Annotated in this window: 12 protein-coding genes; 8 read left to right on the forward strand and 4 right to left on the reverse strand. The window is 62.3% G+C overall.

Annotated features, from left to right (window positions below):
- Window positions 1–328 precede the first annotated feature (328 nt).
- From ACLRDN_RS17145 to ACLRDN_RS17175, 7 genes are all read left to right on the forward strand, one after another.
- Window positions 329–1,273, forward strand: coding sequence for a LysR substrate-binding domain-containing protein (locus ACLRDN_RS17145; RefSeq protein WP_134137335.1), 945 nt, complete (start codon window positions 329–331; stop codon window positions 1,271–1,273).
- Window positions 1,274–1,551: 278 nt separating this feature from the next.
- The gene (locus ACLRDN_RS17150; protein ID WP_413457266.1) at window positions 1,552–2,946 is read left to right on the forward strand and encodes a nucleobase:cation symporter-2 family protein; all 1,395 of its coding nucleotides are present in this window, start codon (window positions 1,552–1,554) and stop codon (window positions 2,944–2,946) included.
- A gap of 256 nt (window positions 2,947–3,202) precedes the next feature.
- Window positions 3,203–4,966, forward strand: a complete 1,764-nt coding sequence (locus ACLRDN_RS17155; RefSeq protein WP_034332620.1) for an allantoate amidohydrolase — start codon at window positions 3,203–3,205, stop codon at window positions 4,964–4,966.
- Window positions 4,967–5,602: 636 nt separating this feature from the next.
- On the forward strand, window positions 5,603–6,979 hold the full coding sequence (locus ACLRDN_RS17160) for an 8-oxoguanine deaminase (RefSeq protein WP_413457267.1): 1,377 nt from the start codon (window positions 5,603–5,605) through the stop codon (window positions 6,977–6,979).
- A gap of 22 nt (window positions 6,980–7,001) precedes the next feature.
- Entirely contained in the window at window positions 7,002–8,549 is a 1,548-nt protein-coding gene (locus ACLRDN_RS17165) for a methyl-accepting chemotaxis protein (protein ID WP_413457268.1), read from the forward strand.
- Window positions 8,550–8,763: 214 nt separating this feature from the next.
- Window positions 8,764–9,258 (forward strand): hypothetical protein, encoded by a 495-nt coding sequence (locus tag ACLRDN_RS17170; RefSeq protein ID WP_413457269.1) that lies wholly within the window; start codon window positions 8,764–8,766, stop codon window positions 9,256–9,258.
- 43 nt (window positions 9,259–9,301) lie between these two features.
- Window positions 9,302–9,733 carry a DUF2846 domain-containing protein gene (locus ACLRDN_RS17175; RefSeq protein ID WP_413457270.1) on the forward strand — a complete coding sequence of 144 codons (432 nt, stop codon included), beginning with the start codon at window positions 9,302–9,304 and terminating at the stop codon, window positions 9,731–9,733.
- 80 nt (window positions 9,734–9,813) lie between these two features.
- On the opposite strand, the gene pyk is transcribed toward ACLRDN_RS17175, so the two are convergent.
- The 4 genes from pyk to gcl form a co-directional block, all read right to left on the reverse strand.
- Window positions 9,814–11,232, reverse strand: a complete 1,419-nt coding sequence (gene pyk / locus ACLRDN_RS17180; protein ID WP_413457271.1) for a pyruvate kinase — start codon at window positions 11,230–11,232, stop codon at window positions 9,814–9,816.
- A gap of 106 nt (window positions 11,233–11,338) precedes the next feature.
- Window positions 11,339–12,229 (reverse strand): 2-hydroxy-3-oxopropionate reductase, encoded by an 891-nt coding sequence (locus tag ACLRDN_RS17185; protein ID WP_413457272.1) that lies wholly within the window; start codon window positions 12,227–12,229, stop codon window positions 11,339–11,341.
- Window positions 12,230–12,271: 42 nt separating this feature from the next.
- Window positions 12,272–13,060, reverse strand: coding sequence for a hydroxypyruvate isomerase (gene hyi, locus ACLRDN_RS17190; protein WP_413457273.1), 789 nt, complete (start codon window positions 13,058–13,060; stop codon window positions 12,272–12,274).
- 18 nt (window positions 13,061–13,078) lie between these two features.
- On the reverse strand, window positions 13,079–14,854 hold the full coding sequence (gene gcl / locus ACLRDN_RS17195; RefSeq protein ID WP_413457274.1) for a glyoxylate carboligase: 1,776 nt from the start codon (window positions 14,852–14,854) through the stop codon (window positions 13,079–13,081).
- A 161-nt stretch (window positions 14,855–15,015) separates the two neighbouring features.
- Here gcl and ACLRDN_RS17200 point away from each other — a divergent pair, with 161 nt between their 5' ends.
- Complete coding sequence (locus tag ACLRDN_RS17200) at window positions 15,016–15,933, forward strand: LysR substrate-binding domain-containing protein (protein ID WP_413457275.1); 918 nt, start codon at window positions 15,016–15,018, stop codon at window positions 15,931–15,933.
- Window positions 15,934–16,625: the final 692 nt, after the last annotated feature.

Below are 16,625 nucleotides of genomic sequence, written 5' to 3' on the forward strand. Positions count from 1 at the left end.
GCCTTGGCTGGTCTCCCGTCGTGCTGCCGCTACGACCCGATGGCTGATGCCATCTGTTTTATGGCCGCCTCGCTGGTGCGGGACGGTTGCACGAACGATAAACGCGGGGGCCGCGCAAAACATGGTCATCAACGTATATTTGACATACGAATGACGATATACAAAAATGCCCCCTGGATGTGGGACGCTTGCGCTCGCATCACGCCAGGCCGCCGCCCGAGCCGGCCTGGCACACTACAACGATAATGCGCCTGCCCCGATGCAGCCGCCCCAGAGTGAACGAAAAACCGTCACCTGCCCCGCACCACAAGACCCCGGAGACATCCCCATGTCCAGGCTGCCTGACCATCTCGACATCCACCTCATCCGCATCCTCTATCTCCTGCTCTGCGAGAAGAACGTATCGCGGGTGGCCCTGAAACTGAACCAGCCGCAGCCCTCGATCTCGGCCTCGCTGCGCAAGCTCCGCGAACTGACCGGGGACCCGCTGCTGGTACGCGGTGCGCGCGGCATGGTGCCGACCCAGCATGGCGAAAGCCTCTTGAAACCCGCCAAGCGCATCCTCGACGAGACCGAGCGCCTGTTCGTACCCAAGACTGCCTTCGTGCCGCAGGAGGAAGAGCGCACCTTCCACATCGCCGCGCCCGACTACATGAACACGCCCTTCTTCACCGAAGTGATCGCCCGCCTGCGGCGCGAGTCGCCGCGCAGCCGCATCGTCATCCATGCGCTGGGGCCGGATACCGATTACGTGCGCCTGCTCTCGGACGGAGAACTGGACCTGGTCATTGCCAACTGGGACGAGCCGCCTGCGCATTTGCACCTGTCAAAGCTGTTTGACGACCCCATCGTCTGCCTGATGCGCGCTGACTGCGCCTACGCCAAGCGCACCGCGCGCGACGCCATGAGCATCGAGGACTATCTCTCGCTGCCCCATGCCGCCCCCTCGCAGATCCTGCCCGGCTATCACGGCAGCATCGATACCTTCCTCGAAAAGCAGAACCTGCATCGCAATGTGGTGGTGGAATCGGCGCACTTCCGCATGCTGCCCTACATGGTGGCGCAGACCGACCTGGTGTTGACGGCCGGCCAGCAGTTCGCCAGCTTCTACGAAAAACTCCTGGGCCTGAAAAGTTATACGGTGCCCATCAAATTTCCGCCGCTGCGTTTTTACCAGCTCTGGCACGAGCGGGTGCACCAGGCTACCGAGCACAAATGGCTGCGCGCCCAAGTCAGTGCGGCGGCCAAGATGATGGCGCAGGGCCGCGCCTGAACCGGTGACGGGCCGCTCCGGCAAAGGAAACGGGCATTCCCGCATATATCGGCGGCGCGCCAGCCGGTATGCCGGGGCCTATATATCGCACTTCCCGGATTGCATTAGTATCGCCAGCATCAGACCGGCATCCGCACACAGGCCCCACCAAGACGCGGAGCACGGTACTGGGCCGGAACCACCTTCAAGCGGCAAGGCACGCCCCCTCCCAGATTGATCCCGGGGGCGCGGTCACATGCCAGGTTCCTTTCACATAAAAAATACCAGGAGACAATCCCATGCAAGCCACTCGCCATCCGGTGGATGAACGCCTACCCGTATTCAAGCTCTTTGCCCTCGGCATGCAGCACGTGCTGGTGATGTATGCCGGCGCGATTGCCGTGCCGCTCATCATCGGCGGTGCGCTGAACCTGCCCAAGTCCGAGATCGCCTACCTCATCAGCGCGGACCTGTTCTGCTGCGGACTGGTGACCATCATCCAGAGCGCCGGTCTCTGGAAATTCGGCATCCGCATGCCCGTCATGATGGGCGTGACCTTTGCCGCCGTGGGACCGATGGTGGCCATGGCCAACAATCCGCAACTGAGCATCCTGCATATCTATGGCGCGGTGATTGCTTCCGGCGTGTTCTGTGTCCTCGCCTCGCCCTACATGAGCAAGCTCATGCGCTACTTTCCGCCGGTGGTCACCGGTACCGTCATCACGGTGATCGGCGTCTCGCTCATGGGCGTGGGCATCAACTGGGCCGCAGGTGGACAGCCGGTGATCGGCAAGCTGGTCGACGGCGTGTTCGTGAAGGTGCCCAATCCCGACTACGGCTCGCCGCTATCGCTCTCGATTGCGGCGGTGGTGCTGGTCTCGATCCTGCTCATCACCAAGTACACGCGGGGGTTCATCTCCAACATCTCGGTGTTGATGGGCATGGTGGTCGGTTTCGTGATTGCCTTTGCCTTGGGCAAGATCAGCTTTGACGGGCTGGATGCGGCGGACTGGTTCGCCTTCATCCAGCCCTTTCACTATGGGCTGCCGCAATTCGACATCGCCTCCATCATCAGCATGTGCCTGGTGATGATCGTGACGATGATCGAATCGACCGGCATGTTCATGGCCCTGGGCGACATCGTCGGCCGCCGCATCGACGACCGCACGCTGGCCAGCGGCTTGCGCGTGGATGGGCTGGGCACGGTGATCGGCGGTCTCTTCAACACCTTCCCCTATACCTCCTTCTCGCAGAACGTCGGGCTGGTTGGCGTGACCGGCATTCGCAGCCGTTTCGTCTGCGTGGCGGCCGGGGTGATCCTGATTGCCTTCGGCCTGTTCCCCAAGATGGCGCACGTGGCCGCGTCGATTCCGCAATTCGTGCTGGGCGGTGCTGGCATCGTGATGTTCGGGATGGTGGCGGCGACCGGTATCAAGATCCTGTCCAAGGTCGATTTCCACGGCAACCGCAACAATCTCTTCATCGTGGCCATCAGCATCGGCGTGGGCATGATCCCCATCGTTGCGCCGACCTTCTTCGACAAGATGCCGCATCTGCTGGGCACCATTTTCCATAGCGGCATCCTGCTGGCCTCGGCCATGGCGGTCGGACTGAACCTGTTCTTCAATGGCCGGGGCAGTGAAGAGGACGTGGCCCGCTATGCGGTGGCGGCGGCGCAGAGTTCGGATCACTGAAGCGGATGCGGTGAGATATGCCGCTGCGCATACGGCCCAGATGAAACCGTTGATGCCATCCGAGCCAAGATGTTTTAAAGTCTCATCTGCGCTGCAGACCGCACCGGGCGGGCTTTGGCGCAGACCGTGAGACGACAGCCGCAGACAACAATCGGTGCCGACAATCCTGATTTACATGAGGGATGGTCGACGCCGGCTTGGCGGCATCACCCATGAACACAGCGAGGGAGCCGGCGGCGAGCCGACCGGCCAGCACATGACGACGACACTGGAACACCTGAACGCAGCCGAGACTTCGGCCTTCATCGCCGCCCTGCACGGCATTTATGAGCACTCTCCCTGGATTCCCGAGCGGGCGGCGCTGCAGCGTCCCTTCCGCAATCTCACGGCCTTCAAGCTGGCCTTGCACAAGGTCGTGACCGATGCCAGCCGTGCTGAGCAATTGGGCCTGATCCGTGCCCACCCCGAACTGGCCGGCCGCGCCGCCATTGCCGGCGAACTCACGGCCGAGTCCACGGGCGAGCAGGCCAAGGCCGGACTGAACCTGTGCAGCCCGGAAGAATTTGCCCGGCTGCAACAGCTCAATGCCGACTACAACGCGAAGTTTGGCTTCCCCTTCATCCTGGCGGTGAAGGGTCCTACTGGAGCGGGCCTGACGCGCCAGCAGATCATCGCCACCTTTGCCCGCCGCCTGCGCAACCAGCCGGAAGATGAATTGCGTGAAGCGTTGCGCCAGATCGGCCGCATTGCCGAGATGCGCATCAATGACCTGCTGGGCTATCGCCCGGCGATGGGGGCGACGGTGATGCAGTGGGCCGAAGAGATCGGCGCCCTGTCGGAAGACGAAGGCGCGCTCACCTGCACTTATCTCACCGAGACGCACCAGCGTACTGCCCAGCAGATTGCGCAGTGGATGCGCGAGGCGGGCATGCATGTGCATATCGATGCGGTGGGCAACGTGGTGGGGCGCTATCTTTCCACCGATCCTCAAGCCAGGACCTTGCTCACCGGTTCGCACTACGACACGGTGCGCAATGGCGGCAAGTACGATGGCCGCGAGGGCATCTTGCTGCCCATTGCGGTGGTGAAGCATTTGCATGAACGTGGCGAGACTTTGCCTTTCCATTTCGAGGTGATTGGTTTTTCGGAAGAAGAAGGCGTGCGTTTCAAGAGCACCTTCCTGGGCAGCAATGCGGTGACCGGCCATTTCGACATGAAGCTGCTGGACCTGCAGGACAAGGATGGCATCAGCATGCGCGAGGTGATTACCCAGGCGGGCCATGATGTGGCGGCCATCCCGCAGATTGCGCGCGATCCGGCCGACATCCTGGGCTATGTGGAGGTGCATATCGAGCAGGGACCGGTATTGCTCAATCGTGATTTGCCGGTGGGCATCGTCACCTCGATCGCGGGCAGTTCGCGCTACCTGGTGGAGTTGAAGGGAGTGGCCAGCCACGCGGGTACCACGCCGATGGACATGCGCAAGGATGCGGCGGCAGCGGCGGCCGAGATCATCCTTTATGTGGAGCAGCGTTGTTCGCAGGACCAGCATGCGGCGCTGGTGGGTACGGTGGGGCAATTGCAGGTACCGCGCGGATCGACGAATGTGATTCCGGGTGCGTGCCAGTTGTCGCTGGACATACGTGCGGCGGTGGATGAGGTGCGTATGGCGGCGGTGAAGGACATCCTGGGCAAGATCGAGGAGATCTGTGGCCGGCGCAGCATTGATTTCAAGCTGGAGGAGACCTTGAGCGCAGCGGCTGCGCCGTGTGCGCCGTGGCTGATGGATCAGTTGCGTGCCGCGACGGAGCGTGCCGGGGTGACGCCGTTCGAGTTGGCTTCCGGAGCCGGGCATGATGCGATGGCGATAGCCAAGCTGACGGATGTCTGCATGTTGTTTACGCGATGTGGCAATGGCGGCATCAGCCACAATCCGCTGGAGACGATGACGGCGGATGATGCGGAGGTATCGGGGCAGATTTTGCTGGATTTCCTGCGCAGTTTTGAGGCGAAGCGTTAATGATTTATATGATTTAGCGTTCTGCGCGTCTTCGATACGCGGCTGTGCCGCTATTCAGTCCGAACGGGAATTTGCAGCACCGGGCCGGACGAAGCCGCAGGCGAGCACGACCGAGGCCGCAGGCGAGCAAGACAAGGGCGATGCCGCAGGCGAGCCCGTGGGGGTGTCGTCCCCATAGAGCCAGCCGCCGCAGCGGAGCGAAAAGTGGATCAGAAGGATAGCCGGAGCGAAGCGACTCTATCCTTCCCACTTTTCGCTTCGCTGCGGCGGGGACCCTCCGGAGGAGGGCTGGCTCTTTGGGGTCGCCTTCTTTTGCTTACTTTTCTTGGCGAGACAAGAAAAGTGAGCGGCTGCCGGGCCGCTCCCGGCGCGTTCTTCCGACCGGAGAGAGAAAGTAATTAAGCTAGAGCGCAGGAAGAAATTCCGTGCAGACTACCCAAAGCTCAACAACACGAAAACACCAGCATTAAGCAAACCTTAACGCAAAACAAAACAAGCATTAAACGGACCTAAACCCTCCCAACAACCCCACCCGTCGCAGTCGTTAATAGGGCAAGAAAGGGACTCCCCCCTGTCACCTGCGCCGACCCGCAAGTCAAACACATCAACAAGGAAGCCAAGAAGGAGTCCAACATCATGCAAGAGCAAGCAACAGGCAAGACGCTGTTGATCAGGAACGCGCGCGTCCTGGTCACGATGAACGAGGGCCGTGAAGAGATCGCCGATGGTGCGCTGTACATCAGAGGCAAGGTCATTGAGCAGGTCGGCAAGACGGAAGATCTTCCGCAGGAGGCGGACGAGGTCATTGATGCCAGCCATCATGTGGTCATCCCGGGCCTGATCAATACGCACCACCACATGTACCAGAGCCTCACGCGTGCGATCCCCAGCGCGCAGAATGGCGAGCTGTTCAACTGGCTGACCAATCTGTATCCGATCTGGGCGGGCCTGACGCCCGAGATGATCCGGGTATCGACGCTGACGGCCATGGCCGAGTTGATCCTGTCGGGCTGTACTACCAGCAGCGACCACCTGTACATCTACCCCAACCAGACGCGCCTGGACGACAGCCTGGAGGCCGCTGCCCAGATCGGCATGCGATTCCACGGAGCGCGGGGTGCCATGAGCGTAGGCCAGTCCAAGGGCGGATTGCCACCGGACCGTGTGGTGGAAGAAGAGCCTGCCATCCTCAAGGACACGCAACGCCTCATCGAGACTTACCACGACAGCCAGCGCCACGCCATGCAGCGCATCGTGGTCGCGCCCTGCTCTCCTTTCTCGGTCTCGCGTGACCTGATGCGCGAGGCCGCCGACCTGGCGCGTCACTATGGCGTATCGCTGCACACCCACCTGGCCGAGAACGTCAACGACATCGCTTACAGCCGCGAGAAATTCAACATGACGCCGGCGGAATATGCCGAAGACTGCGGCTGGGTCGGCCACGACGTCTGGCACGCCCACTGCGTGCAGCTGGACGAGCATGGCATCGACCTGTTTGCCCGCACCGGCACGGGCGTGGCGCACTGTCCCTGTTCCAACATGCGGCTGGCTTCCGGCATTGCGCCCATCCGCAAGATGCTGGATGCGGGCGTGCCGGTCGGCCTGGGCGTGGACGGCAGTGCCTCCAATGACAGCGCCCACATGCTGGGCGAAGTCCGCCAGGCCATGCTGCTGCAGCGTGTCGGCTTCGGCCCCGACGCCATGACCGCGCGCCAGGCGCTGGAAGTGGCCACCCTGGGCGGTGCCAAGGTATTGAATCGCGACGACATCGGCGCGCTCAAGCCCGGCATGTCCGCCGACGTCGTGATGTTCGACACGCACCAGATCGCCTTTGCCGGCGCGCTGCATGATCCGGTGGCCGCACTGGTTTTCTGCACACCCGCCAACGTGAACACCAGCATCATCAACGGCCGCGTGATCGTGCGCGAGGGACAGCTCACCACCATTGACCTGGGAGCGGTGCTGGAGCGGCACAATCATCTGGCGTACCAGCTGGCTGAAGCGGCACGCTGACATCGGCAAAGGAGAAAGCAGCATGCGTATTGCAGACATGAAAATAGGGGCGCGATTGGCGCTCGGCTTCGGCGCGGTCATGGTGCTGTTGCTGGCCATTGCGGTACTGGGCAATCTTCAGCTGATGCGACTGGCGGACGGGATCGGCCTCATCGTCAAGGACCGTTATCCCAAGACGGTGATGGCCAACACGGTACAGATCCAGGTCAACAAGATTGCGCTCGACATCCGCGACATCCTGCTCACTGATGATCCGCAACGCATCAAGGCCCTGGTTGCCGACGCCACGGCGGCGGACCGCAAGATGAACGACTCGCTGGCCAGGCTCAAGGAGGTCGCGCGGACCGAGGAGGACAAGCGCTACGTCGAGGCTGCCATTGCCGCGCGCCAGGCCTACGTGCCGGCGCGCGACAAGCTGCTGGCCCTGGCAGTGGCGGGCCAGGTTGACGAGGCCAGACAGTACCTGCCGCAGCAATTCATGCCGGTGCAGATCCAGTACTTCATCGCGCTCGATGCCATGTTCGACTACCAGGGTGGCCTGATGGATGCGGCCGGCGAGGCCGCCACCCAGGACTCCGCCAGCGCCCGCAACATCATCAACGGCCTGGCGCTGGCTGCCCTGCTGCTGGCGGCGGGCGTGGCATGGCTGGTCTCGCGCAGCATTGCGCGGCCGCTGGTCAATGCGGTGGACGTGGCGCGGCGGGTGGCGCAAGGCGACTTGTCGGCGCGGGTCGAGGTGAGCTCACGGGACGAGACGGGCGAACTGATGATGGCCTTGAAACTGATGAACGACAACCTGCGCAACATCGTCAGCCGCGTGCGCCTCGGTACCGACACCATTCATCATGCTGCTGAAGAAATCGCCAGCGGCAACCTGGACCTGTCGGCGCGTACCGAGCAGCAGGCAGGCTCCATCGAAGAGACCGCTGCCGCCATGGAAGAACTGACCTCCACCGTCAGGCAGAACGCCGACAATGCCCGCCAGGCCACCGAGCTGGCCGGCAATGCTTCGCACATTGCGGTGCAGGGCGGTGAGGTGGTGGAGCAGGTGGTCAGGACGATGGCCGACATCAATGCCTCCTCGCGCCAGATCGTGGACATCATCAGCGTCATCGACGGCATTGCCTTCCAGACCAACATCCTGGCCCTGAATGCGGCCGTGGAGGCGGCACGCGCGGGCGAACAGGGACGAGGCTTCGCGGTGGTGGCCTCCGAAGTGCGGTCGCTGGCACAACGCAGCGCCACCGCTGCCCGTGAAATCAAGGTGCTGATCAACGATTCGGTGGGCCGCATCGACAGCGGCGCCACGCTGGTACAGCAGGCCGGCAGCACCATGCATGACGTGGTACAGAGCGTGCAGCGGGTCAACGCCATCATTACCGAGATCAGTGCGGCCAGCCGGGAGCAGAGCAGCGGCATTGAAGAGATTCATCGCGCTATCACGCTCATGGATGAATCGACCCAGCAGAATGCGGCGCTGGTGGAAGAGGCCGCCGCAGCGGCCCAGGCCATGCGCCATCAGGCCGGACAGTTGCAGGAGGCCGTGGAGGTGTTCAGGCTCGGTGCGTAAGGTGCGCGGCGGGCAGCACCGGTTCGGCACGATCCTCGGCAACCGGCGCTGGTGCAAGCGGTGCACTGACAACTCTTGCAAGATGGATTATTATTCCTTCCGTCATTGCTGAGCTGCGTCGGGAGCGCTGGCAGTGGCGAAAATAAAGAAGTAGAAAAACAAGACATTCAACAACACAGATGTCAGGGGAAAAATGAGATTGACTGGATTGGCTTTGGCCACCGCCATCGCATTGACAGGCTGCGCGGGACTCAAACAGACGCTGCCGGAAAACTATCAGGGGCCGAAGGCGACCATCAAGGATTCGACCAAGCGCCACTCTTCCCAAAAAGCCGATATCTTCTACATCGATACCGTTGACGGTGAGTCGGTCCTCACTTCCCCCATGCGTACGCGTGCGGAGAACCAGGGCAAGTTTCTGTTCATGCGGGTCTACCTGATCAGCCACGATTTCCCGATCCAACCCACCACACTGGGCATTCGCGGCGAGACCCAATATGCCGCGCCCATCCTGGCCTTGACCAATCCTGTCTATCGCGTTGAAGGCAAGGTCCAGTTCACACCGGAGGCCGGCAAGGTCTACGTGGTCAAGGGGGAACTGGGCGAAGATTATTCCGCGGTATGGATCGAGGAAGAACAAACGCATACCGTGATCGACAAGAAGATCGAGACGAATGGCTCCGGCAAAGCAGGCGTCTCCCAGAAATAAGAAGCAAGAAAAACATCGCCATCACAACCCAAGGGGAAAACCAATGAAAGCCATGCTGTTCAGTCTCGCGCTGGTCTCGGCGCTGTCCGGTTGCGCCGTACCGATGGCCGATCCGGCCAAGGATGCACAACTCAAGGAATTCAAGATCGACAAGGACAAGAGTGCTGTCTACGTCTACCGCAATGAAACCATGGGCGCGGCCGTGCGCATGGATGTCGCAGTCGATGGTGCCCCGCTGGGCCGCACGGCGGCACACACTTATCTCTACAAGGAGCTGACGCCTGGCAAGCACGTCATCACCTCCACCGCCGAAAATACCGAAACGCTGGAAATCGATGCCAAGCCGGGCGTACTGACCTACATCTGGCAGGAAGTGAAGATGGGTATCCTGATGGCCCGCAACAAGCTGCACCTGGTCGATGAAGAAGAAGGACAGGCCGGCGTCAAGGAAAGCAAGCTGGCCGAATCGAAGTAAGCTGCCTTGATGAAGCACGGCCCCTTGCGATGTTTCTCCTCCGGAACATCGCAAGGGGCCGTTTTCATTGTGCCGGCACCCTACCCCCACACCTCCGCCACCCGCAACAGATTGGTACTGCCCGGCTGTCCGAAGGGCATGCCCGCGGTGATCGCGATCTGGTCTCCCTTGCGCGCAAACCCTTCCCGCACGGCCGCCTGGCAGGCCGCGCTGACCATCTGGCGCTCGTCATGCACGGCTTCGCTGATGGTGGAATGCACGCCCCACACCAGCGCCAGCCGCCGTGCCGTAGCCAGTTGCGGCGTGATGCTCAAAATGGGCGCAGCGGGACGTTCACGCGCCGCGCGCAGGCTGGTATGCCCCGAGCTGGTATAGGTCACCGTGGCACTCGCCCCGAGGATGCCGGTGACGTCGCGCAGGGCCGCGCAGATGGCGTCGGGCCGGTTGCGTTCGGGGGTGGCGTATTGGGCCTGCATCAGGGTGCGATACAACGGATCCTTTTCCACCTCCGCAATCACCCGGTCCATCATCGTGACCGCCTGCAAGGGATAGCTGCCATTGGCTGATTCAGCCGAGAGCATCACCGCATCCGATCCGTCATAGATGGCACTGGCCACATCCGACACTTCGGCCCGCGTGGGGACCGGTGCGGCAATCATCGATTCCAGCATTTGCGTGGCGATCACGATGGGCTTGCCCTGCTGGCGGCAGGCGCGCAGGATGCGCTTTTGCGTGCCCGGCACACACTCCGGCGGCAGCTCCACACCGAGATCGCCGCGTGCCACCATGATGGCGTCGGACACCGCCACGATCTCATCGAGCCGCTCCAGCGCGGCCGGTTTCTCCAGCTTGGAGAGAATGGAAGCGCGCCCGGCCACCAACGCCCGCGCCTCCAGCACATCCTCGGGGCGCTGCACGAAGGACAGCGCGATCCAGTCCGCGCCCATCTCCAGCGCGAAGTCCAGGTCACGGCGATCCTTGGTGGTGAGCGCCGGAATCGGCAAGACCGCGTCGGGCACATTGACGCCCTTGCGGTCGGAGACCACGCCGCCATTGACCACGCGCGTGCGAATGGCATGGCCATCGCTGGCTTCTACCTGCAGGCGCAGCTTGCCGTCATCGATGAGCAGGCTTTGTCCGGCTCGAATGGCCTCGAACAATTCAGGATGGGGCAGGCAGACGCGATGCTGGTCGCCAGGGGAGGCATCACGGTCGAGGGTGAACACCTGCCCGGCCTGCAGCACTGCCCTGCCCCCGTCGAACTGGCCGATGCGCAGCTTGGGTCCTTGCAGGTCGGCCAGCACGCCGATAGGGCGGCCGACTTCGCGCTCCACCTGGCGCACGATCTGGTAACGCGCGTGATGATCGGCATGGCTGCCGTGACTGAAGTTGAAACGAAATACGTCAGCCCCGGCGTCGAAGAGCGCGCGGATCATCTCCGGCGTGGCGCTGGAGGGACCCAGGGTGGCGACGATTTTGGCCTGGCGCAGGCGGCGCATAGGAATCTCCCGTAATACAGGTTGTGATGGCGTGGACGACATGCGCGAAGGCGCAAGCGATGAGGGCTTGCCCCCGGCAAGCCCTCTTGACGATGATGAGCTCCGCTCAGGACGCCTTGGCGATCTCGTGATTGGACAGGATCTCCACCGCCCGGCACAGCGCCGAGTGATCCATCCCCGCCAGTCCATTGGCGGCGCAGGCGTTCATCAGTTCCTGGGCCGCTGCCGTATTGGGCAAGCTGATGCCCAATGCCTTGGCGCCTTGCAGGGCCAGGTTCAAATCCTTCTGGTGCAGCTCGATGCGGAAGCCCGGCGCGAAAGTCCGTTTGACCATGCGCTCTCCGTGCACTTCCAGGATGCGGGAGGAGGCAAAGCCACCCATGAGCGCCTGCCGCACCCGTGCCGGATCGGCCCCGGCCTTGGAGGCGAAGAGCAAGGCCTCGGCCACGGCCTGGATGTTCAGGGCCACGATGATCTGGTTGGCGACCTTGGTGGTCTGGCCATCGCCGTTGCCGCCGACCAGGGTGATGTTCTTGCCCATCAGTTCGAACAGCGGCTTGACATCGTTGAAGGCCGATTCGGACCCGCCGACCATGATGGTGAGCGAGGCCGCCTTGGCACCCACTTCACCGCCCGAGACCGGCGCGTCCAGATATTGGCAACCGAGCGCATTGATCTTCTGCGCGAACTCCTTGGTGGCGATGGGCGAGATGGAGCTCATGTCGACCACGATCTTGCCCGGCGCCAGGCCTTCGGCCACGCCCTTGTCACCAAAGAGAACCGCCTGCACGTGGGGCGTGTCCGGCACCATGACGATGACGATGTCGGCGCGCCGCGCCACTTCCGCGCCTGACGTGCAGACGGTGGCCCCGCCCTCCAGCAAGGGAGCCGGGGGATTTTTCTGGTCGTGCAGGTAGAGCTTGTGGCCGCCCTTCTGCAGGTTTTCCGCCATGGGTGCGCCCATGATGCCCAGGCCGATGAATCCAACTTTTGCCATGCTGTGTCTCCTCAAGAAAGATGAAATCCTGCTGTCATGTGTTCAGGCTGGCTGCAATCCGTGTTGCGTGATCCAGCCCAGTCCGGCGGTGGTCCCGGCCTGCGGTTTGTATTCGCAGCCGATCCAGCCGCGATAGCCGATGGCCTCCAGCCAGTTGAACAGGTAGCGGTAATTGATCTCGCCGCTGCCGGGTTCACCGCGGCCGGGGTTGTCGGCCAGTTGCACGTGGCCGATCAGAGAGAGGTTGGCCTTGAGCGTGTTGGCCAGTTCGCCCTCCATGCGCTGCATGTGATAGATGTCGTATTGCACGAAGAGATTGTCCGAGCCGGTGGCCAGGATCAGTTCCACCGCCTGGCGCGTGGTGTTGAGGAAGAAGCCGGGAATGTCGAAGTGATTGATCGGCTCGATCAGCAGACGAATGCCCTGCTCCTTCAGGCGCGTGGCCGCGTATTTCAGGTTGCCGACCAGCACCTCGCGCGCCGCTTCGCGCGAGACGCCCGGCGGCAGGATTCCGACCAGGCAATTGAGCTGCGGCACCTCCAGCGCGCGGGCATAGCGGATCGCTTCATCGACCCCGGCACGGAACTCGGCTACACGATCGGGATGGCAGGCGATGCCGCGTTCACCGGCGTCCCAGTTGCCGGCCGGGAGGTTGTGCAGCACGAGTTGCAGGCGATGCGCGCGCAATTGATCGGCAATCTGTTCCGGCGCGAAGGCATAGGGGAAGAGAAATTCCACTGCGCGAAAGCCGGCCTGCGATGCGGCCTGGAAGCGTTCCAGGAAAGGCTGTTCGGTAAACAGCATGGTGAGATTGGCGGCGAGTTGGGTCATGGCGGGTCTCCTTCGTTTTTAGTCGAGCAGGCTGATGGCGGTGGGCGCATCGTCGGCGCGCTCGGCCAGGGGTTCGAATTCATTGATGGCATCGATCTCGGTGCCCATGGCAATGTTGGTGACGCGTTCGAGGATGATTTCCACCACCACCGGCACGCGGTACTCGGCCATCCAGCGCTGGGCCTGGGCGAAGGCATCCTGGATGGCATTGGGATCGGTGACGCGGATGGCCTTGCAGCCCAGGCCCTCGACCACGGCCACGTGGTCCACGCCATAGCCGTTCAGTTCGGGAGCGTTGATGTTCTCGAAGGCCAGCTGCACGCAGTAATCCATCTCGAAGCCGCGCTGCGCCTGGCGGATCAGGCCGAGGTAGGAGTTGTTGACCAGCACGTGCAGGTAAGGCAGCTTGAACTGCGCGCCCACGGCCAGTTCCTCGATCATGAACTGGAAGTCATAGTCGCCCGAGATGGCCACCACCTTCTTCTGCGGATCGGCCGCCACCACGCCCAGTGCAGCGGGAATGGTCCAGCCCAGCGGCCCGGCCTGGCCGCAGTTGATCCAATGGCGATCGCGATAGACGTGCAGGAATTGCGCGGCGGCGATCTGCGACAGACCGATGGTGGCCACATAGCAGGTCTCGCGGCCGAAGGCGCGGTTCATTTCCTCATACACGCGTTGCGGCTTGACGGGCGTGTCATTGAAGTGGGTGCGCCGCTGCAGGCTCTTCTTGCGCTGCTGGCACTCGGCCAGCCAGGCTGAGCGGTCGGGCAGGCGGCCGGCGGCCTTCCACTCCTTGGCCACGTCGACGAAGAGTTTCAACGCGGCACCGGCATCGCTGACGATGCCGTAATCCGGCCCGAAGACGCGGCCGATCTGGGTCGGTTCGATATCGACGTGGACGAAGGTGCGGCCCTTGGTGAAGACATCGATGGAACCGGTATGGCGATTGGCCCAGCGGTTGCCGATGCCGAGCACGAAGTCCGAGGCCAGCAGGGTGGCGTTACCGTAGCGGTGGCTGGTTTGCAGGCCGACCATGCCGGCCATCTGCGGGTGGTCGTCGGCAATGGTGCCCCAGGCCATGAGGGTCGGGATCACGGGGATGCCGGTGAGCTCGGCGAACTCCACCGCCAGTGCGGACGCATCGGCGTTGACCACGCCGCCGCCGATGGTGAGCAGCGGGCGCTGCGCCGCGTTGAGCATGTCGAATGCTTTCTCGATCTGGGCGCGGGTAGCGGCGGGACGATAGACCGGGAGTGGTGCGTAGGTATCGGGATCGAAATCGATCTCGGCCATTTGCACATCGAAGGGCAGGTCGATCAGTACCGGGCCGGGGCGGCCGGAGCGCATGAGGTGGAAGGCTTGCTGGAACACGCGCGGCACCAGGGCGGGTTCGCGCACGGTCACGGCCCATTTGGTGACGGGCTTGGCGATGGATTCGATGTCGACGGCCTGGAAGTCTTCCTTGTAGAGCCGGGCGCGGGGTGCCTGGCCGGTGACGCAGAGGATGGGGATGGAATCGGCCTGGGCCGAATAGAGCCCGGTGATCATGTCGGTCCCGGCCGGCCCCGAGGTACCGATGCACAGCCCGATGTTGCCGGCCTTGGCGCGGGTATAGCCTTCGGCCATGTGGGAGGCGCCCTCCACGTGGCGGGCCAGGATGTGGCTGATGCCGCCGTGTTTCTTCAAGGCCGAATAGAAGGGATTGATGGCGGCGCCGGGCACGCCGAAGGCTTGCAGGCAGCCTTCCTTGACCAATACGTGCACTGCCGCGTCGACTGCTCTCATCTTTGCCATGCTCGTTCTCCAGGATGTCCGTTGGTGGATGTGTGATCGCTGGAGGCCATGCTAGTCATTACAAATCCGGATGATAAGTATCATCACAGTCCACTGATTACTGAGCAAAAGTATGGAAACATCCAAAAAGTATTGAATTACACTCAGGCCGGGAGGGATTGATGGACAAACTCAAGCAGATCGAAGCATTCGTGCTGGTGGTGGACAAGGGCAGCCTGGCGGCGGCGGCGCTGGAAGACAAGGTGACGCCGGTGATGATGGGTCGGCGCATTGATGCATTGGAGAAACGCTTGGGCACCAAGCTCATGCATCGCACGACGCGGCATTTGACGTTGACGGAGCAGGGCAGCGTGTTTCTGGATCATTGCCGCAAGTTGCTGGAGCAGATGGACACGGCCGAAAAGAGCATTGCCGAGGGACGGCACAAGGCCACGGGCCATCTGGTGGTCTCGACGCCGGCGGCGTATGGGCGGCTGCATGTGGCGCCGCATGCGCCGGCGTTTTTGGCGGCGCATCCGGAGGTGCAGATTTCATTCAATCTGACGGATCGCGTGGTGGATCTGGTGCGTGAGGGGTATGACCTGGGCATCCGCATTGGGGGCGCGATTGAGCCTAGTTTTGTGGCGGTGAGGTTGGCGAGCAACCGGCGGGTGGTGTGTGCGGCGCCGGAGTATTTGCATCGTCATGGTGTTCCGCGCACGCTGGATGATTTGGCGCAGCACAACTGCCTGGCGTTCAATTTGCAGGGTGGGCAGCAGCGGGGGTGGTATTTCCAGCAGGGTGGCAAGCCGGTGATTACCAAGGTGCAGGGCAATCTGGATTGCAACGATGGGGAGTTGTTGCATCGCTGGGCCAGTGAAGGCTTGGGGTTGGCGTGGCGTTCGACGTGGGAGATCCAGGCGCAGCTGGCGTCGGGGGAGTTGGTGACGGTGTTGGACGAGTATGCTTTGCCGCATTACGACATCATGGCGGTGTATCCGCAGCAGCGGCATTTGCCGGCGAAGACGCGTTTCTTCATTGATTATTTGAAGGAAGTCTACAGCCAACAAGACTACTGGAATCGCGCGCGAAAGGCATGACAAGCGCGATGCCGCAGGCGAGCAAGCCGGGGCGATGCCGCAGGCGAGCAAGCCGGGCGATGCCGCAGGCGAGCCCGTGGGGGTGTCGTCCCCATAGAGCCAGCCGCCGCAGCGGAGCGAAAAGTGGATCAGAAGGATAGTGGGAGCGAAGCGACTCTATCCTTCCCACTTTTCGCTTCGCTGCGGCGGGGACCCTCCGGAGGAGGGCTGGCTCTTTGGGGTCGCCTTCTTTTGCTTACTTTTCTTGGCGAGACAAGAAAAGTGAGCGGCTGCCGGGCCGCTCCCGGCGCGTTCTCCCGACCGGAGAGAGACAAGAATTAAGCTAGAGCGCAGGAAAGCATTCCGTGCAGACTACCCAAGCAAGAAAACAAGCAAGCAAGCAAATAATTTCCCCAAAACAACAAACCTCGCCGCAAAAAGCCCCCACCAGATAAAACTGGCAAAATCTCGCCTGCGAAACACAAGATTCGATACCTCCGTGTCACCAATGCGCAGCAACAATCTCCAGCGCCAGCGCTGATTTCCGCCCAATATCCCAGTTATAACTCCAGGTTAATAATGGCTATGTGCCAGCCCTTACATCCCTCAGATGAATTTCAACGACATTAGCAACGCTGCCAAAACAATGCGAAAAGCACCCCCACCAGCACCGCCCATTTTTTGCCTGCCCCCGGCCCTGACGCATGCTCAAG

It is taken from the genome of Herbaspirillum huttiense (genome assembly GCF_047300815.1).
Classification (GTDB): Bacteria; Pseudomonadota; Gammaproteobacteria; order Burkholderiales; family Burkholderiaceae_D; genus Herbaspirillum; species Herbaspirillum huttiense_A.

Bases quoted from the DNA above. Each gene is read 5' to 3' on its own strand.
- gcl (WP_413457274.1), bottom strand. From the start codon at position 14,854: ATGGCAAAGATGAGAGCAGTCGACGCGGCAGTGCACGTATTGGTCAAG.
- hyi (WP_413457273.1), bottom strand. From the start codon at position 13,060: ATGACCCAACTCGCCGCCAATCTCACCATGCTGTTTACCGAACAGCCT.
- ACLRDN_RS17160 (WP_413457267.1), top strand. From the start codon at position 5,603: ATGCAAGAGCAAGCAACAGGCAAGACGCTGTTGATCAGGAACGCGCGC.
- ACLRDN_RS17200 (WP_413457275.1), top strand. From the start codon at position 15,016: ATGGACAAACTCAAGCAGATCGAAGCATTCGTGCTGGTGGTGGACAAG.
- ACLRDN_RS17175 (WP_413457270.1), top strand. From the start codon at position 9,302: ATGAAAGCCATGCTGTTCAGTCTCGCGCTGGTCTCGGCGCTGTCCGGT.
- ACLRDN_RS17145 (WP_134137335.1), top strand. From the start codon at position 329: ATGTCCAGGCTGCCTGACCATCTCGACATCCACCTCATCCGCATCCTC.
- ACLRDN_RS17165 (WP_413457268.1), top strand. From the start codon at position 7,002: ATGCGTATTGCAGACATGAAAATAGGGGCGCGATTGGCGCTCGGCTTC.
- ACLRDN_RS17185 (WP_413457272.1), bottom strand. From the start codon at position 12,229: ATGGCAAAAGTTGGATTCATCGGCCTGGGCATCATGGGCGCACCCATG.
- ACLRDN_RS17155 (WP_034332620.1), top strand. From the start codon at position 3,203: ATGACGACGACACTGGAACACCTGAACGCAGCCGAGACTTCGGCCTTC.
- ACLRDN_RS17150 (WP_413457266.1), top strand. From the start codon at position 1,552: ATGCAAGCCACTCGCCATCCGGTGGATGAACGCCTACCCGTATTCAAG.
- pyk (WP_413457271.1), bottom strand. From the start codon at position 11,232: ATGCGCCGCCTGCGCCAGGCCAAAATCGTCGCCACCCTGGGTCCCTCC.